Below are 24,207 nucleotides of genomic sequence, written 5' to 3'. Positions count from 1 at the left end.
TGCCACTTCGGGCAGGGGTCGACCGGGTGATCAGGGCCCGATTTTCCGGACACCACGCACACCAGGTGTCATTGCCGGACATGACCAGCTGCAGGCTAATTGCATCTGTGACCCGGACGGGGGACTCTCCCGGCTCGTGACCGCCACCGCCCCCACCCGCACGCGACGCCTCGCGATGTCGCGGCCGGAGAAGCTGTCCGTCGCCGGGATGACCGCCGCCGTGCTCCTGCTGCACGTCGTCGGCTGGGGCGTCCTCGCCGTCTTCATCGCGCCGAACAACTACGACCTCGGCGACGCCGGGGTGTTCGGCCTGGGCCTCGGGCTGACCGCCTACCTGCTCGGCATGCGCCACGCGTTCGACGCCGACCACATCGCGGCGATCGACAACACCACCCGCAAGCTGCTGGCCGACCGGACCGACGACGAGCGCCGCCCCCGACCGCTGACGGTCGGGTTCTGGTTCTCCCTCGGCCACTCCACGATCGTGTTCGTCCTGGTGCTGCTGCTCGGCCTCGGCGTGCGCGCCGTGACGAGCGAGATCGGTGACGACGACTCGCCGCTCAAGGTGATCGGCGGGCTGATCGGCACCGCGGTCAGCGGGGTGTTCCTGATCCTGATCGGCGTGATCAACCTCGTCGTGCTGATCGGCATCGTGCGGATCTTCCGACGGATGCGCCACGGCGACTACGACGAGGCCGAGCTCGAGCGCCACCTCGACGAGCGCGGCTTCATGAACCGCTTCCTCGGCCGGGTGACGAAGGCGGTGCGCCGACCCGGCCACATGTACCCGGTGGGCGTGCTGTTCGGCCTCGGCTTCGACACCGCCACCGAGGTCTCGCTGCTCGTCCTCGCCGGCGGCGCCGCGGCCGCGACCCTGCCCTGGTGGGCGGTGCTCGTGCTGCCGATCCTGTTCGCCGCCGGGATGAGCCTGTTCGACGCCCTCGACGGCGCGTTCATGTGCTTCGCCTACGGCTGGGCCTTCATGCGCCCGGTGCGCAAGGTCTTCTACAACATCACGATCACGTCGCTGTCCGTCGTCGTCGCGCTGGTCATCGGCCTGATCGAGCTCATCTCGATCCTCACCGACCAGCTGGACATCCAGGACGGGCCGCTCGCCTGGGTCGCGAACCTCCCGCTCGACGACGTCGGCTTCTGGATCGTCGGGCTCTTCGTCCTCGCCTGGGTGGTCGCCCTCGTCGTCTGGCGGTTCGGCCGGGTGGAGGAGCGCTGGGAGAAGGGCCTGAAGTCAGTCCCGGCGGACTAGGTAGGTGTCCATGATCCAGCCCTTGCGCGCCCGGAGCTCCGCGCGCGTGGACAGGATCTCGGTCCGGACGTCGCCCAGGCGTCCGCTGATCAGCGTCTCGTCCGGAGTGCCGAGGTAGGCGCCCCAGTAGACGGTCGCGTCGTCGTCGAGGGCGTCGACCCCGTGCTGGTCGGCGCCGTCGAGCATGACGACGAGGTCGGCCCGCTCGGCGGGCGTGCCCGCGATCACCTGCCGTGCGGGGGTCACGACGGCGGGTCGTCCCGTCCGGGTCATCGTCACGCGGTGCGCGGCGGTGAGGGCCGCGGGCGCGGAGATCCCGGCGACCACCGTCCACGCGATCTCCACGTTCCCGCGCTCGACGATGCGCTCCACGGTGTCGACCGTGCCGTCGTAGATGCCGGGGTCCCCCCAGGCCAGCAGGGCGACCGACCCGCCGTCGGGAACCTCGGTGGAGATGAGCTCCTCGTAGAGCGCGAGGCGCTCGTCGCGCCACTCCTGCGTGGTCTGCAGGTAGCGCCCCTCCTCGGTGGTGCCGCGCTCGCGGTGCGCGTCCTGACGGCGGACGACGCGGGCCTGCGGGGCGAAGCGCTCGGCGATCGCGGTGCGCGCGTCGGTGAGCTCGTCGGCGGCGCCGCGCTTGTGCAGGAGGAGCACGACGTCGACCCCCTCCAGCGTCTCGACGGCGTCGAGCGTGAGGTGACCGGGTGAGCCGGCTCCGATGCCGACGACGTGGACGGTGCGCATGCATCCATCCCACCGCACGGCGGCGGGGCGGCCGGTACCCGGGTCAGGCGCGGCGGTGGCCGACGTCGGCCGGCGCGGACGCGCCGGTGCAGCCGCACCTCCCGCCGGCCACCGCCGATCGTGCTCATCGTCGATACGGCTTCGGGTCAACTCCGGTCGGGCGCGAGGACGACACGCAGGGCCCGGCGGAACTGCTCCGCATCCCCGGCGTCGAGCCCCGCGGTGAACGCGGCCTCCGTCGCCGTCGCGATCCGTTCGGCCTCGTCGAACAGGTCCTCGCCGGCTCCGGTCAGGGCCACGACGTTGCGACGTCGGTCGTGCTCCGCGGGACGCCGGACGACGATCCCACGACGTTCGAGCGAGTCCACGAGCGCGACCATCGTCGTCCGGTCCACCCCGAGCAGGGCCGCGACCTCCTGCTGGGATCGCGCCACGCCACCGGCGATCACACGCAGCACCCCGAGATCCCTCGACGTCAGACCCGTCGGTCCGAGGGCCGTGTCCGAGCGCTGCTCCAGCGCGAGGTGCGCGTGCTTGAGGAGGTAGCCGAGGACGTCGTCGTGCGCCCGCACCCCACTGACGCGCTCCGCTCTCGACATGAGAGGAGAGTACCGCCTACGCTGATCGTCAGCACTACTGATGATCGGCAGAGCAAATGCTCAGCTGAACGACCAGGAGGTCGACATGATCCTCGTGACCGGCGGCACCGGCTTCATCGGCACGCACACCGTCCGGGCCCTGCACGAGCGCGGCGCGACCTGCGTGCTGCTCTCCCGCCGGGCCGGCGTCGTCCCACCGGCCCTCGCGGACCTGCCGGTGGTGATGGAGCGCGGCGACGTCGCGGACCTCGAGGGGCTGCGCGAGATCGGGCGCCGGAACCCGGTCGACGGGATCGTCCACCTCGCGGGGTACGACCACCACGACGAGGACGGACTCGGCGCGACCGGGCGGGTGCTCGACGGGCTGCTGAACGTCGCCCGGGTGGCCCGGGAGTGGGGCGTGCGCCGCGTCGGACTGGCCAGCACGATCGGCGTGTACGGCGGGCTCGAGCCCGCCGGGCCGCTCACCGAGGACCTGGCGGTCCCGCTGAGCGCCCCGCACCCGATCCCGCGCGCGAAGAAGATCGCCGAACTCCTCGGCGAGCAGCTGGAGGAGGCCACCGGGGTCGAGATGGTGAACCTGCGTATCTCCGGCACCTGGGGCCCGCTCGGTCACGAGGACCCGTTCTTCGCCGCGCCCGCCCTCGTCCACGCAGCGGCGTCCGGGACACCTCTCGACCTCGGGGGGCTGCTCCGGCAACCGCACCTCTCCGACGGGCTCGACCTCTGCTACGTCAAGGACACCGGGCGCGCGATCGCCCTGCTCCAGCTCACCGAGTCCCTGGCCCACCGCACGTACAACGTCGCCTCGGGGCGGGTCACCACCAACGCCGACGTCATCGCCGCCCTGCACCAGGTCGCCCCCGACGCCGAGCTGGACCTGCCCGGCGGCACGCAGCCCACGGGGTCGGCGCTCGCGATCGACCGGCTGCACGCCGACACCGGCTACGTCCCCGAGTACGACACGGCGAGCGCCGCCGCCGACTACGTGACTTGGCTCCGCGCCGGGCACGAGCGCTGAGGCGCTGGTCAGCCCTTCGCGGCGGCCTTCTCCTTCGCGGCCTTCTTCTGGGCCTGCTTGAAGTCGCGGACCTCGGCGAGCGTGGTCTGGTCGACGACGTCGGCGATGGAGCGTCGGGAGCCCTCGTCGCCGTAGTTCCCCGCCGCCTCGCGCCACCCGTCGGCGTCGAGCCCCAGCTGCTTGCCCAGGAGCGCGGTGAAGATCTGCGCCTTCATCTTCCCCCAGCCCGGCAGGGCGTTGAGGCGCCGGAACACGTCGCGACCGTCGGCGGCCTCGGTCCAGATCCGCGTGACGTCGCCGCCGTAGTCCTCGACGATCGCCCGGCAGACCGCCTGGACCCGCTCGGCCATCGACTTCGGGTACCGGTGCAGCGCGGGCGGGCCGGTGAAGGCGGCGACGAGCTCGTCGTGGTCGTAGTCCGCGATCTTCTCGGCGGTGATCTCCCCGATCCGGTCGGTGAGCAGCGCCGGCCCGGCGAACGCGCGCTCCATCGGGAACTGCTGGTCGAGCACCATCCCGATGAGCAGCGCGAGCGGATTCTGCGAGAGGACCTCGTCGGCCTCCGGGTCCTGGGCGAGGGTCAGCTGCGGTGCCACGACCGTCAGCCTAGGGGCTTGCGGAGCACCGCGAACCGGAAGTCGTCGTCGCGCGGGAACCCGACGCCGGGCTCCCCGTGGGGGAACGGCCGGCTCTCCCCGGTGCGCACGTAGCCGCGCCGCTCGTACCAGGCGATCAGCTCGGCGCGCCGGTCGATGACGCAGAGCTCCATCGTCGTGGCCCCCGCCCCGCGGGCGTACTCCTCGGCCGCCGCCTGCAGCGCCTTGCCCAGCCCCGTGCCCTGCTGTCCCGGGCGCACCGCGAACATCCCGAACGACGCGACCTCCTCCCCCGCCCGGTGCGTGACCGCGCAGCACCCGTCGTGGTCCCCGGCGACGAGCAGGTGGATGGCGGGGTCGGCGAGGTCGGCCGCGAGCAGCTCCCGGGTGGTGCGCGGCCCGTCGATCAGCTCGGCCTCGGTGGTCCAGCCGTTCGCGCCGCCCTCCCCCCGGTACGCGGCGTGGACGAGCTCGAGGAGGGCGTCGACGTCCTCGGCGACGGCGGGACGGATCGTGAGCGGGGCGCTGGTCACGTCCCGCAGTCTGCGCCCGCGGAACCCGTCGAGACAGGGTTGCGTCCCGCACACACTTCGGGGACTCGGCCCAACGATCCGGCCGACCCCTGCGCGTCCCGCACACATCCGAGAAGGGTCGACGATCGACCTGGCCGCCCCGGCGCATCGAGCCCACACTCCCGCAATTCGGGGCCCGCGCCTCCGCGAGGTGCACGTGAGGCATGCCGCGCGACCCGTGAACCTGCCCCACGTGCACCTCGCGAACGCCAGGCCCGCCGCCCCGTTCGCGAAGTGCACACCAGGCATGCCAGGCAACCCGTGAACCTGCCCCACGTGCACCTCGCGGTCACGCGGGACGTCCTCGATCCGGAGACGTGTGCGTGACGCGCAGGGGTCGCCAGGACCGGTCCGTCCACCGGCCCGAGTGTGTGCGCGACGCGCAGAGATCAGACCCGCTCGAGCTGCCCGAGCCCGCGGTCGACGTCGGCCGGGGTCCGCTTCACGACGGGCAGCCCCCGCAGGTAGAGCGAGATCCCCCGACGGCGGATGGCGAGCGAGACCCGGTGGGTGACGAGCGGGTGCCGCAGCACCGCACGCAGCACCGCTCGTCGGGTGGCCGCCCGCCGGGTCCCGCGCATGGTCGCGACGAAGGCCGTCGCGAGCTCGCCGTCGGGACCCTCGCGGCGGAGCACCACCGTGGCCGACAGCGTCTCCCCCGGCTCGGGCACCTTCATCCGGTACTCGCCGTCGACGGGGAAGAACGGTGAGACGTAGAAGTCCTTGTCCACGCGGGCGCGCCCGGCGTCGTCGACGTCGAGCAGGTAGTGGCGCCGGCCGCCGTAGGTGTTGTGGACCTCGGCGACGACGGCACTCAGCGCGCCGGTCGCGGAGTAGGCCCAGTACAGCGAGATCGGGTTGAAGACGTACCCGAACGTCCGGGGGTGGGCGAGCATCAGCACGCGGGCCGGGCGTTCCCGGCCCTGCGCCGCGAGGAACGCGTCGAGGTTCTCGCGGATGGTGCGGGCGGGGTCGCCGAGGTGGTCGGCGCCGCGGAAGGAGACCCCCGGGAACGACGGCAGGTCGTCCAGGTCCACCAGCCACAGGTACATGCGGTGCGTGAACGCGTCCTCGAGCGTCTGCGAGCGCCGGTGTTCGACCAGCACCTCGTACAGCGAGGTCACCTCCGAGGTCACCACTCCACCCCGAGCGAGGCGGCCGCGCGCACACCCGACGCGCAGCCGTCCTCGTGGAAGCCCCAGCCGTGGTAGGCGCCCGCGAACGCGATCCGGCCGTCGTTGAGCCCGGGCAGCCGGTGCTGCGCGGTCACCGATGCCGGCGTGTAGGCCGGGTGCTCGTAGTCCATCTTCGCGATCACGGTCGCGGGGTCGACGCGGTCGGTGGCGTTGAGGGTGACCACGTAGGTCTCGGGCGTGTCCAGACGCATCAGCCGGGTCATGTCGTAGCTGACCAGCACGCGGTCGTCGCCGGGGACGCGCAGCAGGTTCCACGACGCGCGGGCCGCGGGGGCCTTCGGCAGGATCGAGCTGTCGGTGTGCAGCCACGTCTCGTTGGCCGAGTACTCGAAGGCACCCAGCACGGCCTGCTCGTCGGCCGTCGGCGCGGCGAGCATCGACAGCGCGGTGGGCGCGTGCGTCGCGATCACGACCCGGTCGAACGTGTGCGCCACGTCCGCGTCGTCACGGACCTCGAAGCCCTCGCCCGCCCGCGCGACGGAACGCACCGGCGTCGACACCTCGACCGCCGACAGGCCCTTGGCGGCCTTCTCGACGTAGCGCGCCGAGCCGCCGACGACGGTCTTCCACTGGTGCGAGCCGCCGACCGAGAGCAGCCCGTGGTTCGCGAGGAAGGCGAACAGGTAGCGCGCCGGGTACTGCATCGACAGCTCTGCGCCCGACGACCAGACCGCCGACACGACGGGCACCGCGAACGTGTCCACGAAGTACCGCGAGAAGCGGTGCGCCCGGAGGAACTCGCCGAGCGTCACCTCCTCGGCGAGCTCGGTGTGGCCGGAGAGGGTCCGCCGGGCGGCCCGGTGGAAGCGCAGCACCTCGGCGAGCATCGCGAGGTGGCGCGGGTTCGCGAGGTTGCGCTTCTGGGCGAACAGGCCGGCCGCGCCGCGGGCCCCGGCGTACTCCAGGCCGCTCGACTCGTCGCGGACGCTCATCGACATCTCGGAGTCCTGCGTGGCCACCCCGAGCTCGCCGAACAGGCGGATGAGGTTCGGGTAGGTCGCGTGGTTGTGGACGATGAAGCCGGAGTCGACGCTCACGTTCGCGAGGTCGTGGGTGTGCGCGTGCCCGCCGAGGCGGGACTCGGCCTCGAAGAGCGTGACGTCGTGGGCCCGCTGCAGCACGTAGGCGGCCGTCAGGCCGGACACCCCGGCCCCGATCACGGCGACACGGTCACGGGACACGGGCGACTCCTCAGACGGTCGAGGCGGAGAGCGGGACGGACAGGCCCTCGGGGGCACCGACCGCCATCGCGTTCGCGACGGCGGGCTCGAACGGTTCGAGACCGAGCGCCGCCAGGGCGAACCGGGCGGTGAGGCCGTGCCACTCCCCCGCGCGCCGCAGCATCGCGTGGCCGTCACCGTGGACGTCGAACCGGGCGACGCGGTCGCTGATCGTCGAGACCTGACGTGCGAACCACAACGAGGCGCGCGGGTCGGTCATCCGTTCCCGGTCGCCGTGCGCCACGAGCAGCGTCTGCCCGCGCAGGTGCTGCCACGGCTCGTTCCGCTCGATCCACGGGGCCAGGGCGGCGATCCCGACGACGTTCGGGTCGTCCCCCACCCGCAGTGCGGCCCGCGCGCCCATGGAGTGTCCGACCAGCACCACCCGGACGTCGCGCCCGTGGCGGCGGCGGAGCTCGTCGAGGGCCCACCGGGCGTCGACGACCGGGTCGAGGTCGGGGGCGTTCCAGCCCCGCACCCGGTAGCGCAGCAGCTCGGTCTCCACGCCGCGCCGGGCGCCGGTCCGCGCGACCGCCTGCCCGAACGGCACCATCCGCACGTGCGAGAGCAGGAAGCCGCCCGCGCCCTGGTGCCCGTCGGGCCGGCCGCCGTGCAGCACGAGGACGACACCGGCACGGCCGTCCCCGTGGGGTGAGGCCGGCTCCAGCCGGGGAAGGGTCATGGCTCCATCTTCGGCCCCTTCCCGACGCCGGGTCGGGTGCGACCGTGAGGTCCGGATCACGGGTGAACCGCGGGAGGATCGGAATCGAACGCGCACCGACACCCGACGTCACGAAGGGGACCCCACTGATGAAGGCCGGAGACACCGCGCCCGACTTCTCGCTCGCCGACGACACCGGGGCCACCCGGACGCTGTCGGAGCTGCTGACGAACGGGCCGGTGGTCCTGTTCTTCTACCCGCTCGCGAGCTCGGGCGGGTGCACGCAGGAGAGCTGCCACTTCCGGGACCTCGCGACGGAGTTCGCGGAGGTCGGCGCGCAGCGGGTGGGCATCAGCGCGGACTCGGTGGAGAAGCAGCACACGTTCTCCCAGGCGAACTCGTTCGACTACCCGCTGCTCTCGGACCCGAAGGGCGAGGTCGCGAAGAAGTTCGACGCGAAGCGCTCGTGGCTGCCGGTGCTGCCGATCAAGCGCAAGACCTTCGTGATCGACACCGACCGGACGGTCCTCGAGGTGATCACGGGCGAGATGAAGTTCGACGAGCACGCCGACTCCGCCCTCGCCACGCTGCGCAAGCGCCGCGAGAACTGAGCGTCCTGGACGAGCGGCACTCTCGCGCACACCGACGCTGCGAGAGTGCCGTTCGCTCGTTCCGGGGCCGGGCTCACCCCATGGGCGAGTGGATCGAGTCCGCAGCGATCCGGAGGATCACCCGCGTCTCGTCGGGGTTCCCGGAGAAGTTCGGGTAGGGCCGGCCGAGGTAGCGCTGCGAGAGCTCCTCGATGTGCTCCTTGCCGCCCTCCGTGGTCGTCTCCACCACGCGGCCGCGGATCCCGTAGTAGCGCGCCGGCTGGTCGGGGTCGGCGACGTTCAGCGCCACCCGGGCGTCGCGGGCGACGTTGCGCGCCTTCTGCATGCCGCCGACCACGTTCACCACGACGTGCTCACCGTCGGTGTCGACCCACGTCTCGGTCATCTGCGGCGACCCGTCGGGCATGAGGGTGGCGATGAAGCAGGGCGCCGGTCGGCGCAGCAGCTCGACGAGGGCGTCGGGGAGCGTGGTCACGGGAGACTCCTAGGTCGCGCGGGCGGGGGCGGAACCGGGCGGCAGCGGGAAGAACCCGCTGGTGCGCTCGACGTACTCGGCGTACCCGGGCCGGTCGGACATCCCCTTCTCCGTCAGCTCCTTGCCGGTCACGTTGATGAGCAGGTAGCTCATCAGCACCGGCCCGACGACGCTGACGAGCGCGGCCGGGTGCCCGGCCGCCACCAGGAAGATGCCCCACCACACGCAGAAGTCGCCGAAGTAGTTCGGGTGCCGGGTGAGGCGCCACAGGCCGGAGTCGAGGATCTTCCCCTTGTTGTCGGGGTTCGCCTTGAACCGGGCGAGCTGGGCGTCGCCGACCGACTCGAAGAAGAAGCCGACCAGCCACACGAGCGCGCCGAGCACCAGCAGCACGGACTCCGTCGACGTGCGCACCATCGCCGCGAGGACGGGCAGCACGACGACCAGCTGCACGCCGGCCTGGGTCAGGTAGACCTTGCGGACGACGGTCCAGGTGGTCGCCCCCGGCGCGTGGTCCTCGCCGAGCATCTCGGAGTAGCGCGGGTCCTCGCCCTTGCCGTGGTTGCGCCAGCCGATGTAGATCGCCAGCCGGAGGCCCCAGATCACCGGGAGCAGCAGCGCGACGAGCCGCACCGTGCCGTTCCCGACGCCGAGCAGCCCCGACGTCACGTACGCCGACACCGCGATCAGGGCGAACCCCAGCCCCCACGTCACGTCGACGACCGAGTGCTTCCCCACCGCGCGTGCCACCAGGAGCGTCACCGCGAAGGTCACGACGACGACGGCGACGGCGACCGCCAGCAGGATGCCGGCGGCCGCCCAGTCGAAGCTCATGACGCCGGAATACCCACCGGCGCCGGTTCGAACGTCGCACGGGTCGCGGGCATCCCGGACCGACCGGTCGCCGTGGGTCGGGTCAGGAGGATCTGGTCGACGCCCATCCGGTTCTCCTCGAACGCGAGTGCCGCGCCGACGAGGTAGAGCCGCCACATCCGCGCGCCGCGCTCGCCGGCGAGCGCCACCGCGCGGTCCCAGTTCGCCTCCAGGGTGGCGATCCAGGCACGGCAGGTCGGCACGTAGTGCTCGCGCATGACATGGACGTCGCGGACCTCGAGCCCGGCCCGCTGCAGGAGCGTCAGGGTGTCCCCGACCGGCCGCATGACCATGTCCGGCGTCACGTAGGTCTCGATGAACGGGCCGCCGCCGGGGTGGTCGCCGGGGCGCCGCGACATCTGCTGCACGAGCGCCCGCCCGCCCGGGTGCAGCGCGCCGAACAGGATCGACGCGAACGTCGGGTAGTTGCCGTCGCCGACGTGCTCGCCCATCTCGATGCTCGACACCGCGTCGAACTCGCCGTAGCCCTCGATGCGGGTCGGCACGTCGCGGTAGTCCACGAGGTCGACCTGCACCTTGTCGGCCAGGCCCTCGGCGCGGATGCGCTGGTTGATGTGGTCGCGCTGCTCGGTCGCGATCGTCACGCCGCGCACGTGCGCGCCGAAGTGCTTGGCGGCGTGGATGGGCAGCGAGCCCCAGCCGCACCCGACGTCGAGCAGCGTCGAGCCCGGCCCGAGCCCGAGCTTGCGGCAGATCATGTCGAGCTTGGCGTCCTGCGCCGCCACCAGGTTCTCGTCGGTCACCGGCGCCGACAGGTCGGTCCAGTAGCCCGACGAGTAGGCCATGTTCCGGTCGAGGATGAGCTCGTAGAAGTCGTTGCCGGCGTCGTAGTGGTGGTGGATCACCGCCCGGTCGCGCAGCTTGGAGTGCAGCTTCGCGAACCGCGGCAGCCGGATCGCCTCGGGCGGCGGCGCGGGCCTCGGGCCGAGCAGGCCGAGCCGGGCCGCGCTCGCGATCAGGCCGGGCAGCTCGGTGACGCCGGGCTTGCGCGGCTTCACCGCCCCGTCGCGGACCAGACCCCACATCGCGGTGAGGCCCTCGCCGAGGTCGCCCTCGACGTCGAGGTCGCCGGAGACGTAGGCGTGCGCCAGGCCCATCTCGCCCGGCTGCCACAGCAGCCGCCGCAGCGCGCGGCGGTGCCTCAGCACGACGACGGGGGCGCCCGACTCCCGGGCGGCGCCGTCCTCGCTGCCGTCCCACGCGCGGATCCGGACGGGCAGCTGCCCCTCGACGAACCTGCTCGCCGCCCGGACCACCCGGGTCGCTGCGCCTGCCATACGTCCTCCTGCTGTTCGATCGACCTCGGCAGGATCATCGGGGCAGCGCCGCCGACGGTTCGGTGCGGCGTGCCGCGGAGAACTACTCATGCGGGCACCGCGAACGACACGACATGATCCGGGGCATGTCCTCCCAGGCGCCGCAGCCTCCCCTTCCCGAGGAGGGCCCGTCCCCCCTCGCCGCACCCCCGCCCGATCCGGCGGGCGAACCGGCGGGCGGACCGGCCGTCGGGACCGGGCCGGAGGCCCCGCAGCACGCGGAGCAGCCGCGCCCGCACCCGACGGTGCGGCGGATCACGCAGGGGCACGACCGGCGGCCGCCGGGTCGTCCGATGCGGCTGTGGCGCAAGCTGCTGATCTGGCTGCTCATGCCGCGACGCGACCGCGGCTTCGGGTACGGCTTCGCCATCGAGGTGCTGTGGCCGGTGCTCATGGCCGTGGCGCGGTGGGACTTCCGCGGCGGCCGCAACCTGCCGAAGCAGGGCGGGGTGCTGGTGGCGGTCAACCACCTCACGCACGTCGACCCGATCGTGCTCGTCGCCTACTGCATGGCGCAGGGACGCATCCCGCGGTTCCTCGCGATGCAGGAACTGTGGGGGATGAAGGTCGTGGGCGCGCCGCTGCGCGGTGGCCGGCACATCCCGGTGGACCGCAAGGCGTCGGGCATCGAGGCCTACCGGGCGGCGGTGGACGCGGTCAACCGCGGCGAGTGCGTCGTGGTCTACCCCGAGGGCGGCTTCCCGCACGAGTCCGACGGCTGGCCGCAGAAGGCCCACACCGGGATCGCGCGCATGGCGCTCGCGACGGGGGCGCCCGTCATCCCGGTCGGCCAGTGGGGGGCGAACCACCTGCTGCCGCCCACGGCGAAGGTCGGCACCCTCGTCCCGCGCGCCACGTTGCGGGTGCTGGCCGGAGCGCCGGTGGAGCTGGCCGACCTGGTCGGCAAGCAGGGGCAGCGGAAGGCCCTGCAGGAGGCGACCGACCGGATCATGGGCCGGGTCACCGACGAGCTGGCGATCCTGCGCGGGGAAGTGCCTCCGGCAGGTGAGCACTGATCCGTGCCAGGGCACGGAACAGTGCTCACCTGCGGAGCACCTACGTGCTGATCTGCTTCTTCATGTCCTCCACCACGGACGGGTCGACCAGTGTGGAGGTGTCGCCCAGTTCCTCGCCCTCGGCGAGGTTCTTGAGCAGGCGGCGCATGATCTTGCCCGACCGGGTCTTCGGCAGGTCGGGGGCGAAGATCACGGTCGCCGGGCGGGCCAGCTTCCCGATCGACTGGGCCACCTGCTCGCGCAGGGCCTGCTCCAGCTCCTCGGTGCCCTCCTTGTCGCCGGTGAGCGACACGAAGGCGACGATCGCCTGCCCGGTGTCCGGGTCCTTGCGCGCGGCGACGGCGGCCTCGGCCACGTCGCCGTGCTCGACCAGGGCGCTCTCGATCTCGAAGGTCGAGAGGCGGTGGCCCGACACGTTGACGACGTCGTCCAGGCGGCCCATCAGCATGATGTCGCCGTCCTCGTCGTACTTGGCGCCGTCACCCGCGAAGTACGCGTCGGAGTACTTCGACCAGTACGTGTCCCGGAAGCGCTGGTCGTCCTTGTAGAGCCCGCGCATCATCCCGGGCCAGGGGGCGGTGAGGACGAGGTTGCCGGTCTGCTCGACGCCGAGCACGTTGCCCTCGTCGTCCCGGATCTCCGGCCGCACACCCGGGAAGGGCTGCTGCGCCGAACCCGGCTTCATCGTCGTGATGCCCGGCAGCGGCGTGATCAGGATGTGCCCGGTCTCGGTCTGCCACCAGGTGTCCATGATCGGCGCCTTGTCGTTGCCGACGTACTTCCGGTACCACTCCCAGACCTCGGGGTTGATCGGCTCGCCGACGCTGCCCAGGATCTTGATCGACGACAGGTCGTGCGCCTGGGCGTGCTGCTCGCCCCACTTCATGTGCGACCGGATCGCGGTGGGCGAGGTGTAGAGGATCGAGACCTTGTACTTCTCGACGATCTTCCACCACACCTCCTTGTCCGGGTAGCCCGGCACGCCCTCGTAGAGGACGGAGGTGACGCCGTTGACCAGCGGTCCGTAGGTGATGTAGCTGTGCCCGGTGATCCAGCCGATGTCGGCGGCGCACCAGTAGACCGAGTCGTCCTTGACGTCGAAGACGAGGTTGTGGGTGGTCGCGACGCCGGTGAGGTAGCCGCCGGTGGTGTGCACGACGCCCTTGGGCTTGCCGGTCGAGCCGGAGGTGTAGAGGAGGAACAGCAGGTCCTCGGACTCCATCGGCTCGCAGGGGCAGCTCTCCGCGTCCGAGGACTCGCCGTCGATCAGGTCGTCGAGATAGACGTCCCGGTCGGTCATCGGGACGTCGCCGCCGGTGCGCTTGACGACGACGACCTTCTCGACCGTCGTGCTGCCGGCCCCGTCGAGGCCCTCGTCGGCGTTGGTCTTCTGCCCCGCCGTCTTGCCGCCGCGCAGCGCCTCGTCCTGGGTGATGAGGACCTTGCACTCCAGGTCGTTGCACCGCTCCGCCACGGCCTTGCCCGAGAACCCGCCGAAGACGACGGTGTGCGGGGCACCCAGGCGGGCGCACGCCAGCATCGCCACGACGGCCTCGGGGATCATCTGCATGTAGATGCCGACGGGGACGCCCTTGCCCACCCCGACCTTCTTGAGCCCGTGGGCGAAGCGGACGACCTGCTCCTGGAGCTGCGCGAACGTGATGTCGTGCGCGTCGGGCGAGTCGAGCCCGTCGTCGGGGACGACGTGCAGCGCGACCTTGTCACCCTGCCCGTTCTCGACGTGGCGGTCGACGGCGTTGTAGCAGGCGTTGAGCTTGCCCCCGACGAACCACTTCGCGTACGGCAGCTGCCAGTCGAGCACGGTGTCGTACGGCTCGAACCAGCTGATGCGTTCCTTGGCCTGGGAGTCCCAGAACTCCTCGAGGTCCATGTCCTTCATCTCGGGACGCACGTTGGCGGTCTTCGACAGCTCCGGGTCCGGCGGGTAGGTGTTTCCCTGACTCGAGCCCTGCTCCGACATCCGCTGGCCTCCGGTTCCTCGCTCTGTCCACTGGCCGGGCAGGGCGTGACCCTGTGCGCAGCGTCACGACGCCGACCCGGTGGGGCAACCCTGCCACGATCGTCGCGCCAAGGTCCCCTTCGTCCGGACGGCGTGTTCCCCGTCGGGCCGGAGTGCAACCCGTCACAGTGACACCGCGGCCGGTGTACCGATCCGGACGGGAGACTGTCCGCCGTGATCGATCGACTGCCCGACGTCGCCGCGCGTCTCGCCCCGGTGTTCCGCGCGGCCGGCTTCACCGTCGAGGGCGTGGCGGAGGCGCTCGGCGCCGAGGCCGGGGCCGCCCTCGACCGCGGCGAGCCGGAGCCCGCCCGCCGGTCCCTTCCCGACGCCGGGTCCTTCCGCACCCTGGTGCGCCTGTTCCTGCTCGCCGAGTCCGTGAGCGACGCGGAGGCGACCGCGGCGTTCGACCCCGTCGCGCTGGACGAGCTCCTCGACGCCGAGCTGCTGCGCCGCAGCGGGGACGGCGTGGCGGCCGGGCTGGACCTGCGCCCACACGCCGACGACCACGGATCGTGGTGGGTGATCTCCGACCTCGACGCCGGTGACGGCAAGGACGTCGACCACGTGCTCGGGGCCGGTGCGGCGTCGATGTCGCTGGCCCGGGCGACCGTGCGCCGGCCGGTCGGCACGCTGCTCGACCTCGGGGCCGGCTGCGGCGTGCAGACCCTGCACTGCTCGGGCCACGCCGCCGCCCTGACCGCCACCGACGTCTCGGAGCGGGCGAACGTCCTCGCCCGCGCCACGTTCGCGATCTCCGGCGTCGAGGCCGAGGTGCTCACCGGCCCCTGGTGGAAGCCGGTCGACGGCCGCCGGTTCGACCAGGTCGTCTGCAACCCGCCGTTCGTCCCCGGACCGCCCGCCGTCGAGCACGTCTACCGCGACTCCGGGCTCGGCGGCGACGGCGCCTCCGCCCTGCTCGTCTCCACCCTCCCCGCCTTCCTGACGTCGGGTGGGGTCGGCCAGCTGCTCGCCTCCTGGCTGATCACCGGCGCGGACCTCGAGGCCGCCGAGGAGCCCGGGACCGGCTGGGCCACCCGGCCGCGGGCCTGGGTCGAGGAGGCCATCCGCGCGGCCGGTCCGGACGGGCTGGACGCGTGGGTGGTGCAGCGGGACGTCGCCGACCCGGCGCTGCACGTCGGCACGTGGCTGCGCGACGCCGGCGTCGACCCGGCGTCCGCGGCCGGGCGCGCCCGCAGCGCGGAGTGGCTGGACTTCTTCGCGGCGCACGACGTGGTGGGGATCGGCTTCGGGTTCGTGACGCTGCGGCGGACCTCCCCGGGCGTCGCGGGCACGGTCGTGTTCGAGGACCTGCGCCAGGCCATCGGCGACCCGCTCGGCCCCGAGATCGAGGCGTGGCTGGACCGGGTGGCCTGGCTGCGCGGGCACGACCTGCTCGACGAGCCGCTCGTCGCCCCGCCGACCACGGCGCTGGAGCGCGGCTACACCGGCTCCGACGAGGGCTGGCGGCGGATCGGGGGCACGCTCGTGCGCCTCGACGGTCCGCAGTGGCGCCACGACCTCGACGAGCTGGGCGAGTCCCTGCTGGCGGGGTGCCGGGGCCACCTCCCCCTGTCCGACCTGCTCGGGCTGCTCGCCGTCGGCCACGACCGCGAGGTCGGCGAGCTCACCGCGGCGGCGCTGCCCGTGGTCCGGGACCTGGTGCTGCACGGCCTGCTGGTGCCGCGGGACGCGACCGCGTGAGGGCCGTCGTCGCGCGGGTGACGCGGGCCGCGGTGACCGTCGACGGTGCCGTCGTCGGGGCCCTCGACGGTCCGGGCCTGCTGGTCCTGCTCGGCGTGCACCGCGACGACCCGGCGCGCGGGGACGAGCCGGTGACGACGATGGCGCGCAAGCTGCACGAGCTGCGGATCCTCGACGGGGAGCAGTCGTGCGCGGACACCGGTGCGGGACTCCTCGTCGTGAGTCAGTTCACGCTCTACGGCGAGACGCGCCGGGGACGACGACCATCGTGGTCGGCGGCCGCGCCCGGTGACGTGGCCGAGCGGACGGTCGACGCCGTGGTGGCCGCGCTGCGGGCGCGGGGGGCGACGGTGGCCACCGGCGTGTTCGGGGCCGGCATGGCGGTGGAGTCGGTGAACGACGGCCCGTTCACGGTGCTCGTGGAGATCTGAGGGCGACTCGCCACCGTTGTCCCGCGATGACCGGAACCACGCGTCAGCACCGTCACAAGCGGCTATCCCCGTCCGAGCGAAGGGCGCGGGAACGATCGCGCCCCACCGCGCGTTCGACCACATGTAGCGGCGTGCCAGACCAGCGCCGCGCAGGGAGGATTCCATGACGGCGACACTCGCCCCGCAGACGTCTCGCAGTGACGTGACTGCCGAGGCCGTCCTGCCCGAGTCGACCCCCGACGGCGCCGAGACCTCCGAGACCACTGCGTTGCAGACCGAGGCCGAGATCCAGAGCGACCTGGACGCCCAGAGCCCGGCCGCCGACCTCGTCCGGGTCTACCTGAACGGTATCGGAAAGACCGCGCTGCTGACGGCCGCCGACGAGGTGGAGCTCGCGAAGCGCATCGAGGCCGGCGTGTTCGCGGCGCACCTGCTCGAGGACCCGACCGGCGAGATCGACCCGGAGCGGGCCAAGGACCTGCGCCTGGTGGCCCGCGACGGCCGCCGGGCTCGCGCCCACCTGCTCGAGGCGAACCTGCGACTCGTCGTCTCGCTGGCCAAGCGCTACACCGGCCGCGGGATGCCGCTGCTCGACCTGATCCAGGAGGGCAACCTCGGCCTCATCCGGGCCGTGGAGAAGTTCGACTACGCCAAGGGCTTCAAGTTCTCGACCTACGCCACGTGGTGGATCCGTCAGGCCATCACCCGCGGCATGGCCGACCAGGCCCGCACCATCCGCCTGCCCGTCCACCTGGTCGAGCAGGTGAACAAGCTGGCCCGCATCAAGCGCGACCTGCACCAGACCCTCGGCCGCGAGGCCACGAACGAGGAGCTGGCCGAGGAGTCGGGCCTCGCGGTGGAGAAGGTGGCCGACCTGCTCGACCACAGCCGCGACCCGGTGAGCCTCGACATGCCGGTCGGGTCCGAGGAGGAGGCCCCGCTCGGGGACTTCATCGAGGACGCCGAGGCCACCGACGCCGAGTCGACGGTGATCTCCGGCCTGCTGCACGACGACATGCGTCGCGTGATCGCCACGCTCGACGAGCGCGAGCAGAACGTGATCCGGCTGCGCTACGGCCTCGACGACGGCCAGCCGCGCACGCTCGACCAGATCGGCAAGCGCTTCGGGCTCTCCCGTGAGCGTGTGCGTCAGATCGAGCGCGAGGTCATGTCCAAGCTGCGCGAGGGCGACCGGGCCCGCCGGCTCAAGGCCTACGCCGCGAGCTGACACCCACCGCGACACCGCACGGAACCGACGGCCGGTACGGGCTCCCGAACGGGGGCTCCGCACCGGCCGTTCGTCGTGTCCGGGCGTTTCGGGGTGACGCTGTGCCGCCGAAGCGGGTCGTCCGTTCCCGGACGGCCCCTCCGGTCGGCCGCTTGACCCGTCCGACCGGGCAGGAGCATGCTCTGGTCAGAGCAACGCGTGTCACGCGCTGCACGCCGGGACGGCGGTACCCCCGCCCGGCCACCGACACGGTGACCCTGCCCGGTCACCCGCGACGAGGGGCCGGGGCGGCCGGGGGCCGTCCCGGTTCCTCAGCTTCCCGGCCCCGGACGTCAGCGGTGGCCCACGGCGGACGCCGGACGTCAGCGGCGCGCCACGCCCGTGCTCAGCGCACCTCGCCGGTCAGCACCACGCGGCGCTCCCCCAGGTCCGCGTCCAGCGGCAGCTCGAACGCCGGGTAGCGCAGCTCGCGGGTGCACGGTCCGGTCGAGGTGGACGTCTGGGTGACGTGCACCGTCACCGCCTCGGCCGTCTGGGACGCGACGGTCGCGGTGGACTCCGTGCATCCCCCGGCCCGCCCGTACACGCCGAGGGTGCGGGGGCCCGTGGTCCAGACGAGCGTCGGGAGCCCGGCCGGGAGACCCGTCGTCGTGACTCGGGCGGGGTCGAGCGCCGTGCCGCCGGGCGGAGGCGTGGCGACCAGCGGGTCGGGCGGCACCGGCGGGGTCGAGGTCCCGCCGGGCGGGGCGCCGGTGGGAAGCGTGGCAGGTGGCGACGACGACGGGGACGGCGGGGACGCCGGCTGCTCGGGTCCGCCGCACCCGGCGGCGAGCAGCAGGGCGGCGGCGAGCATCACGATCATCGGCAGCGCACGCATCGCCGGCGATGGTGCCCGACCCGCCGCGGCGACACCGCACCCCTCACCCGCACGGGTCACCCGCGGAGTCGCCGTGGGCCGCCGTCGCGGGGCCCCGGCGGCGGCCCCAGGACGGCCCGGATCGACGTCGGATGGACCCCGCGCTCGGCCACGAGGACCGGGTCGAGCACCAGCGACCGCAGCTCCGGGACGTGGTCGGCGAGCTGCCCGACCCGCAGGAGCAGGTCCTCCAGCGCGGCCAGATCCATCGGCCGCGCCCCCCGGTAGCCGTCGAGCATCGGCGCCGCCCGCGGGGCGCGCACGAGGGTGTGCGCGTCCATCGTCGAGAGCGGGGTCGCGCGGTACGCGCGGTCGCCGAGGAGCTCCGTGACCACCCCGGCGAGCCCGAAGGAGACCAGCGAGCCGAACGACGGGTCGTCACGCAGCTCCACCACCACCGGCATCCCCGGCGGGACCTGCACCTGGACGTCGACCTCCGGCGAGCCGGACAGGTCGGTGAGCTGCTGGTAGGCGTACGCGACCGACTCGTCGTCGCTCAGGCCCGTCCGCACCCCGGCGAGGTCGGAGCGGTGCCGCCAGGTGCGGACCACGGTCTTGACGACGACCTCCGCGCCGCCGTCCGCCCGCAGGGCCCGGGCGGCCTCGACCGCCTGGTCCCGCGTGCGCGCCCGTCGGAACGGCGCGATGCGGATGCCGACGCGGCGGAGCAGCTCGGCGGTCTGGTCGTCGTCGAGCACGAGAGCCGTCTCGACGGGGCCGAGGTCGTCGACGAAGGCCCGGGCCGCGGCGAGATCGCAGCCCGGCGGCACGACGAAGTCGCCGACGGGGCGTTCGAGCCACTGGGTGTAGCGCACGACCCGGGCCAGGGCGACCACCGCGCGCTCGGGCGAGGGGTAGGACGGGACGCTGCCCCGCGCGGGCACCGCCGAGCCGCCGAACTCGGAGGGCACCACGAGGTGCTCGGGTACCCCGGAGGACGCCAGGAACGTCGTGGTGACCGGCTTGTCGGCGCTGGTCACGACCTCGGCGAGGGCGTCCGCGTGCGCGGCCCCGTCGGTGGCCACCGGCGGTGAGAAGACGATCACCAGGGCGTCGCAGCGGTCGTCCTCGAGGGCCTGCAGGGCGGCGTCGGCGAGCTCGGCCGGATCGGCCATCGCTCCGACGTCGACCGGCGGGAACGCGAGGTGCATGCCGTTCGCGAGGGCCACGTCCGCGGCCAGCAGACCTAGCGCGCTCGAGTTGCCGACCACGCCGATCCGCGGACCCCGGGGCAGCGGCTGGTTGGCCACGAGCAGGGCGACGTCGAACAGCTCGTCGACCGAGCCGACCCGGATGACCCCGGACTGGTCGAAGACGGCGCCGACCGACGCCTCCTCCAGCGGCGAGGTGCTCGCCGCGAGCCCCGGCGTCGCGTGGCGCCCCGAGGCCACCGCCACCACGGGCTTGCGGCGGGCCAGCCGTCGAGCGACGCGGGCGAACTTGCGCGGGTTGCCGAAGCTCTCGAGGTAGAGCAGGACGACGTCCGTGGCGGGGTCGGTGTCCCAGTACTGCATGAGGTCGTTGCCCGAGAGGTCGGCGCGGTTGCCGGCCGAGACGAACGTCGAGAGCCCGAGGCGGCGCTGCGCGGCCGCGGCGAGGATCTGGATGCCCAGGGCGCCGGACTGGCAGAAGAAGCCGACCCGGCCCGGCGGGGGCAGCGTCGGGGCCAGCGACGCGTTCAGGCGCACGGCGGGGTCGAGGTTGACGACGCCGAGCGCGCTCGGGCCCACCACCCGCATCCCGCGGGAACGGGCGTCGGTCACCAGCTCGCGCTGGCGGGCGATCCCCGCGTCGCCGGTCTCGCCGAAGCCCGACGTCACCACGACGAGGGCCCGCACCCCCTTGGCGAGGCAGCCGTCGACGACCCCGGGCACCTCCTCCGGCGGGACGGCCAGCACCGCGAGGTCGACGTCGTCGGGGATGTCGGTGACGGTCGGGTAGGCGCGCACGCCGCGTACCGACCGGGCCTCCGGGTTGACCGGGTAGACGGGGCCGGTGAAGCCCCCGAGCAGCAGGTTGCGCAGCACCACGTGGCCGAGCTTGTGTTCGTCGGTGGATGCCCCGACGACCGCCACCGAGCGGGGGGTCAGCACGTTCGACACCGACCGGGCCTCGGCCGCCTGCTCCCGCGAGCGGCGTACCTCGGTCGAGCGGTCGGTGGCCGCGACGTCGAACTCGAGGTGCAGCGTGGAGCCGTCGAGCGAGCGGGTCACGTCGTAGCCGGCCTGGCGGAACGTGTGCACCATCGCCCGGTTCTCGGCCAGGACCTCGGCCACGAACCGGCGGATGCCCACCTCCTGCGCGGCGGCCGCGAGGTGCTCGAGCAGGATCGAGCCGAGGCCGCGACCCTGGTGGTCGTCGCGCACGACGAAGGCGACCTCGGCGGCGTCGTTCGCCCCGCCCGCCTCGTCGGCGCCGAGCCGCACGTACCGCCCGATCGCGATGATCTCGCCGCCGAGCCAGAGGACGAGGGCGACCGAGTCGTGGTGGTCGACCTCGACGAACCGCTTGAGGTCGCGGGCCGGGATCGTCGGGTACGGGCTGAAGTAGCGGTAGTACCGGGTGCGCTCGGAGAGGCGCCCGTGGAACGCGACGACGGCGTCGGCGTCGGCCGGCGTGATCGGGCGCAGGTGCGCGGTGGCACCGTCGGCCGCGACCACGTCGGCCTCCCAGTGGCGCGGGTAGGGCGCGTCGGGCACGGCCGTCACGGGGGTGGTGGCCGCGTCGAGGTTCGAGATCTCCTCGACCGGGGGTGGGCTCATGGATCAGTCCAGGACGTTCTGCGGTTCGAGACCGTGCAGCGGGAACACCGCACGGCGGGTCTCCAGGACGAAGCGATCGACGTCGATCTCGGTGTAGCCGCCCCACGGCGTCCAGTCCGTCGGGGCCTCCTCCGTCATGGTCGTCGGCAGCGGCCGGTTCGTCAGCGTGGCGGCGTGTGACATCCATTCCGCCGGGATGGTCCGGTCCGGGTCGACGTCGCGGTCGAGCACCGTCGCGAGCAGGTGGGTCCAGGAGCGGGGCACGCCCCGGAACAGGTTGTAGCCGCCGCCGCCGAGGGCGAGCCACTTGCCGCCCGCGTACTCGGTCGCGAGGTCACGGCACGCCCGGTAGATCGCGCGGTGCCCGTCGACGGTGAGCGACAGCTCGGCCAGCGGGTCCTCGTGGTGGGTGTCGGCGCCGCACTGCGTGACGAGGATCTGCGGCTCGAACGCGCGCAGCAGGCCCGGGACGACGGCGTGGAAGGCCCGCAGCCACGCCTGGTCGCGGGTGCCGGGCGGGAGCGGCAGGTTGATCGCGGTGCCGGCGGCGGCGCCCTCCCCCAGCTCCGAGGGGAACCCGGTGCCGGGCCAGAGGGTCCGCGGGTGCTGGTGGACCGAGATCGTCATCACCCGCGGGTCGTCGAGGAACGCGGCCTGCACCCCGTCACCGTGGTGCACGTCGGTGTCGACGTACGCGATCCGGCTGTAGCCGTGGTCGAGCAGCCAGCTGATGGCGATCGCGCAGTCGTTGTAGACGCAGAAGCCCCAGGCGTGGTCGCGCATCGCGTGGTGCAGCCCGCCCGAGAGGTTCACCGCCCGGTCGGTCCGCCCCTCCGCGATCTCCCGCGCCGCGGCGATCGAGCCGCCCGCCACCAGCGCCGACGCGTCGTGCATGCCCTCGAAGATCGGGTTGTCGCTGGTCCCGAGCTGGTGCACCGGGTCGTCCCCGTGGCTCGGCGCGAGGCGGACCGCGTCGAGGTAGGAGGCGACGTGCACCCGCTCCAGCTCCTCGTCGGGCGCGGGCGTCGGGATCAGCGGCTCGACCCCCTCGAGCACCCCGAGGCTGCGGGCCAGCCGCATCGTGAGGTCCAGCCGGACCGGGTGCAGCGGATGGTCGTTCGACAGCTTGTAGGCCAGCAGGGCCTCGTCCCAGACGACCGTGGCGCGCATGGCGGTGACGCTACCGAGGGAGACCGGGCCCAGCGGAGCTCGACCGGTCGGATGGGCCTAGCCGGTCTCGACGGGCCGCTTGCCCGCCACCCAGTTCGACCAGGAGCCGACGTAGAGCGCGACCGGGTCCTCCGGCGGCCGGACCCCGGCGATCTCGGCGGCGAGCACGAGCATCGCCGCGCTCACCCCGGACCCGCAGTACGCCCCGGCCTCCTTCCCGTCCCCGGCCCCGATCCCGACCCGCCCGAGCAGCTCGGCGAGCTCGGCCGGCGGCTTCCACCGGCCGTCCTCGGCGAGCACCCCCGCCACCGGGACGTTGACCGCGCCCGGGATGTGCCCGGCCACGGGGTCGATCGGCTCGGTCTCGCCGCGGTAGCGCTCGGCCGCCCGCGCGTCGATCAGGGTCCCGCCGCGCGCCGCGGTGGCGGCGGACTCGGCGGTGAGCACCGGCATGGCCCCGCCGGCCACGTCGACGTCGCCCTGGGTCCGCGCCCCGCCCGACACGGTCGAGGACTCGCCGCCCGCGGCGGTCCACGCCCCGAAGCCGCCGTCGAGGACCCGGACCCGCCCGGGCGCGAGGCCCGCCCAGCGCAGCACCCACCACGCCCGCGCGGCGGCCATGCCGTCGCCCGCGCCGACGGCGTCGTAGACGACCACCGAGCTCGACGGGACGATCCCGGCGCGGCGGAGCGTGGTCTGCAGGTCGTCCGGGTCGGGCAGCGGGTGGCGGCCCGCGGGCCCGGGCGGCCCGGCCAGTTCGGAGTCGACGTCGACGAACACGGCACCGGGCACGTGGCCGGCGTCGAAGTCGGGCTCACCGACCGGGTCGGGCCGGCGACGGGTCCGCTTCTTCGGCGGCGGCGTCAGCCGCCAGCGGACGTCGAGCACGACCGGACGGCCGTCGGTCCCGGCCGGGCCCCCGGCCAGCTCGGCGAGCAGATCGGCGGCGGTGACGAGCGGCCCCTGCGAGTTCGGCACGGCTCCATCGTGCCGTGTCCCTCTCGGTAGGATGGTGATCAGGATCGGAAGGGGTGGGGATGAACGACCTCATCGACACCACGGAGATGTACCTGCGCACCATCTACGAGCTCGAGGAGGAGGGTGTGGTGCCGCTGCGTGCGCGCATCGCGGAACGCCTCGAGCAGAGCGGGCCGACCGTCAGCCAGACGGTGGCCCGGATGGAGCGCGACGGTCTCGTCAACGTCGCCGGGGATCGCCACCTCGAGCTGACGCCGGAGGGCCGCGGCAAGGCCGTGTCCGTCATGCGCAAGCACCGGCTCGCCGAGCTCCTGCTGGTCAACGTCATCGGGCTGGAGTGGGAGCACGTCCACACCGAGGCCTGCCGCTGGGAGCACGTGATGAGCGACGCCGTCGAGCGCAAGGTCTTCGCGCTGCTCGGCGAGCCCGCCGTCTCCCCCTACGGCAACCCGATCCCCGGGCTCGAGGAGCTCCGCGGCGAGGGCACGGAGCTGCCCACCCGCACCCCCACCCCCGACGAGGCCGGGCTGGTCCGCCTCGACGAGTTCGCGCGCGCCGGCGGCGGCAAGGTCGTCATCCGCCGGATCGCCGAGCACGTGCAGCTCAACGAGCCGCTGATGGCCGGGCTCAAGGCCGCGGGCGTCCTGCCGGGCAGCGACGTCGAGGTCGTCGGCATCCCCCGCTTCGGGGACGCCGTGAACGTCGGCTCCGGCGGTCGGCAGTCCGAGGTCGACCCGCTGGTCGCGCACGCGGTGCTCGTCCGCGCGGTCTGAGGTCCGCGCCCCGGCTTCCTCCGCCGCGAGATGCACATGA

General features: G+C 73.2%; 23 protein-coding genes. 8 read left to right on the top strand and 15 right to left on the bottom strand.

All coding sequences use genetic code 11. The features are described 5' to 3' along the window. The first annotated feature begins 175 nt into the window (after positions 1-175). Positions 176-1,264 carry a Nickel transporter NicT gene (gene nicT / locus QSK00_RS20800; RefSeq protein ID WP_285593965.1) on the top strand — a complete coding sequence of 363 codons (1,089 nt, stop codon included), beginning with the start codon at positions 176-178 and terminating at the stop codon, positions 1,262-1,264. Here nicT and cobF read toward each other — a convergent pair. Both cobF and QSK00_RS20790 read right to left on the bottom strand, forming a co-directional pair. After that, positions 1,247-2,008: a precorrin-6A synthase (deacetylating) gene (gene cobF / locus QSK00_RS20795; protein WP_285593659.1), complete on the bottom strand. Its 762-nt coding sequence runs from the start codon at positions 2,006-2,008 to the stop codon at positions 1,247-1,249. The two genes, nicT and cobF, sit on opposite strands and share 18 nt — an antisense overlap. 146 nt (positions 2,009-2,154) lie before the next feature. Further along, positions 2,155-2,607, bottom strand: a complete 453-nt coding sequence (locus tag QSK00_RS20790) for a MarR family winged helix-turn-helix transcriptional regulator (protein WP_285593657.1) — start codon at positions 2,605-2,607, stop codon at positions 2,155-2,157. Positions 2,608-2,692: 85 nt separating this feature from the next. Here QSK00_RS20790 and QSK00_RS20785 point away from each other — a divergent pair, with 85 nt between their 5' ends. Then, positions 2,693-3,628, top strand: a complete 936-nt coding sequence (locus QSK00_RS20785) for an NAD-dependent epimerase/dehydratase family protein (RefSeq protein WP_285593655.1) — start codon at positions 2,693-2,695, stop codon at positions 3,626-3,628. Positions 3,629-3,636: 8 nt separating this feature from the next. On the opposite strand, the gene QSK00_RS20780 is transcribed toward QSK00_RS20785, so the two are convergent. From QSK00_RS20780 to QSK00_RS20760, 5 genes are all read right to left on the bottom strand, one after another. Then, positions 3,637-4,224: an HhH-GPD-type base excision DNA repair protein gene (locus QSK00_RS20780; protein ID WP_285593653.1), complete on the bottom strand. Its 588-nt coding sequence runs from the start codon at positions 4,222-4,224 to the stop codon at positions 3,637-3,639. A gap of 5 nt (positions 4,225-4,229) precedes the next feature. After that, positions 4,230-4,757, bottom strand: coding sequence for a GNAT family N-acetyltransferase (locus tag QSK00_RS20775; protein WP_285593651.1), 528 nt, complete (start codon positions 4,755-4,757; stop codon positions 4,230-4,232). Between the two features lie 428 nt (positions 4,758-5,185). Then, positions 5,186-5,932 carry a DUF1365 domain-containing protein gene (locus QSK00_RS20770; protein ID WP_285593648.1) on the bottom strand — a complete coding sequence of 249 codons (747 nt, stop codon included), beginning with the start codon at positions 5,930-5,932 and terminating at the stop codon, positions 5,186-5,188. Further along, the gene (locus tag QSK00_RS20765; protein ID WP_285593646.1) at positions 5,929-7,173 is read right to left on the bottom strand and encodes an NAD(P)/FAD-dependent oxidoreductase; all 1,245 of its coding nucleotides are present in this window, start codon (positions 7,171-7,173) and stop codon (positions 5,929-5,931) included. Before QSK00_RS20765 ends, QSK00_RS20770 begins: the two co-directional genes overlap by 4 nt. Positions 7,174-7,183: 10 nt before the next feature. Then, a complete protein-coding gene (locus QSK00_RS20760; protein ID WP_285593644.1) occupies positions 7,184-7,894 on the bottom strand; it encodes an alpha/beta fold hydrolase in 711 nt (236 codons plus the stop codon). A 128-nt stretch (positions 7,895-8,022) separates the two neighbouring features. On the opposite strand from QSK00_RS20760, the gene QSK00_RS20755 reads away from it, so the two are divergent. Continuing rightward, positions 8,023-8,484, top strand: coding sequence for a peroxiredoxin (locus QSK00_RS20755; RefSeq protein ID WP_285593640.1), 462 nt, complete (start codon positions 8,023-8,025; stop codon positions 8,482-8,484). Between the two features lie 73 nt (positions 8,485-8,557). On the opposite strand, the gene QSK00_RS20750 is transcribed toward QSK00_RS20755, so the two are convergent. From QSK00_RS20750 to QSK00_RS20740, 3 genes are read right to left on the bottom strand one after another with little or no spacing between them, the layout of a single operon-like run. Beyond that, a complete protein-coding gene (locus tag QSK00_RS20750; RefSeq protein ID WP_285593637.1) occupies positions 8,558-8,959 on the bottom strand; it encodes a PPOX class F420-dependent oxidoreductase in 402 nt (133 codons plus the stop codon). Between the two features lie 9 nt (positions 8,960-8,968). Then, positions 8,969-9,793: a DUF1295 domain-containing protein gene (locus QSK00_RS20745; RefSeq protein WP_285593635.1), complete on the bottom strand. Its 825-nt coding sequence runs from the start codon at positions 9,791-9,793 to the stop codon at positions 8,969-8,971. Then, the gene (locus tag QSK00_RS20740; protein ID WP_285593633.1) at positions 9,790-11,130 is read right to left on the bottom strand and encodes an SAM-dependent methyltransferase; all 1,341 of its coding nucleotides are present in this window, start codon (positions 11,128-11,130) and stop codon (positions 9,790-9,792) included. Before QSK00_RS20740 ends, QSK00_RS20745 begins: the two co-directional genes overlap by 4 nt. A 125-nt stretch (positions 11,131-11,255) precedes the next feature. On the opposite strand from QSK00_RS20740, the gene QSK00_RS20735 reads away from it, so the two are divergent. After that, positions 11,256-12,185 (top strand): lysophospholipid acyltransferase family protein, encoded by a 930-nt coding sequence (locus QSK00_RS20735; RefSeq protein WP_285593631.1) that lies wholly within the window; start codon positions 11,256-11,258, stop codon positions 12,183-12,185. A 40-nt stretch (positions 12,186-12,225) separates the two neighbouring features. On the opposite strand, the gene acs is transcribed toward QSK00_RS20735, so the two are convergent. After that, a complete protein-coding gene (acs, locus tag QSK00_RS20730; RefSeq protein ID WP_285593629.1) occupies positions 12,226-14,166 on the bottom strand; it encodes an acetate--CoA ligase in 1,941 nt (646 codons plus the stop codon). Between the two features lie 213 nt (positions 14,167-14,379). Here acs and QSK00_RS20725 point away from each other — a divergent pair, with 213 nt between their 5' ends. From QSK00_RS20725 to QSK00_RS20715, 3 genes are all read left to right on the top strand, one after another. Beyond that, positions 14,380-15,909: a DUF7782 domain-containing protein gene (locus QSK00_RS20725; RefSeq protein ID WP_285593627.1), complete on the top strand. Its 1,530-nt coding sequence runs from the start codon at positions 14,380-14,382 to the stop codon at positions 15,907-15,909. Further along, a complete protein-coding gene (dtd, locus tag QSK00_RS20720; RefSeq protein WP_285593625.1) occupies positions 15,906-16,340 on the top strand; it encodes a D-aminoacyl-tRNA deacylase in 435 nt (144 codons plus the stop codon). Before QSK00_RS20725 ends, dtd begins: the two co-directional genes overlap by 4 nt. A 163-nt stretch (positions 16,341-16,503) precedes the next feature. Beyond that, positions 16,504-17,568, top strand: coding sequence for a sigma-70 family RNA polymerase sigma factor (locus QSK00_RS20715; protein WP_285593623.1), 1,065 nt, complete (start codon positions 16,504-16,506; stop codon positions 17,566-17,568). 385 nt (positions 17,569-17,953) lie between these two features. Here the strand turns inward: QSK00_RS20715 and QSK00_RS20710 are convergent, their stop codons facing one another. The 4 genes from QSK00_RS20710 to QSK00_RS20695 are packed head-to-tail and all read right to left on the bottom strand — an operon-like array spanning position 17,954 to position 23,394. After that, positions 17,954-18,445 (bottom strand): hypothetical protein, encoded by a 492-nt coding sequence (locus tag QSK00_RS20710; RefSeq protein WP_285593621.1) that lies wholly within the window; start codon positions 18,443-18,445, stop codon positions 17,954-17,956. A gap of 56 nt (positions 18,446-18,501) precedes the next feature. Continuing rightward, positions 18,502-21,246, bottom strand: a complete 2,745-nt coding sequence (locus QSK00_RS20705; protein WP_285593619.1) for a bifunctional acetate--CoA ligase family protein/GNAT family N-acetyltransferase — start codon at positions 21,244-21,246, stop codon at positions 18,502-18,504. A gap of 3 nt (positions 21,247-21,249) precedes the next feature. Continuing rightward, on the bottom strand, positions 21,250-22,416 hold the full coding sequence (locus tag QSK00_RS20700) for an acetoin utilization protein AcuC (protein ID WP_285593617.1): 1,167 nt from the start codon (positions 22,414-22,416) through the stop codon (positions 21,250-21,252). Positions 22,417-22,473: 57 nt separating this feature from the next. Beyond that, entirely contained in the window at positions 22,474-23,394 is a 921-nt protein-coding gene (locus QSK00_RS20695; RefSeq protein ID WP_285593615.1) for a sulfurtransferase, read from the bottom strand. Between the two features lie 59 nt (positions 23,395-23,453). Here QSK00_RS20695 and QSK00_RS20690 point away from each other — a divergent pair, with 59 nt between their 5' ends. Continuing rightward, positions 23,454-24,167: an iron-dependent transcriptional repressor DtxR gene (locus tag QSK00_RS20690; protein ID WP_285593613.1), complete on the top strand. Its 714-nt coding sequence runs from the start codon at positions 23,454-23,456 to the stop codon at positions 24,165-24,167. Positions 24,168-24,207: the final 40 nt, after the last annotated feature.

Source organism: Actinomycetospora sp. NBRC 106378 (genome assembly GCF_030269685.1).
Lineage (GTDB): Bacteria > Actinomycetota > Actinomycetes > Mycobacteriales > Pseudonocardiaceae > Actinomycetospora.
The sequence above is the reverse complement of the archived record's forward strand: the minus strand, read 5'-3'. Positions and strand labels throughout refer to the sequence as shown.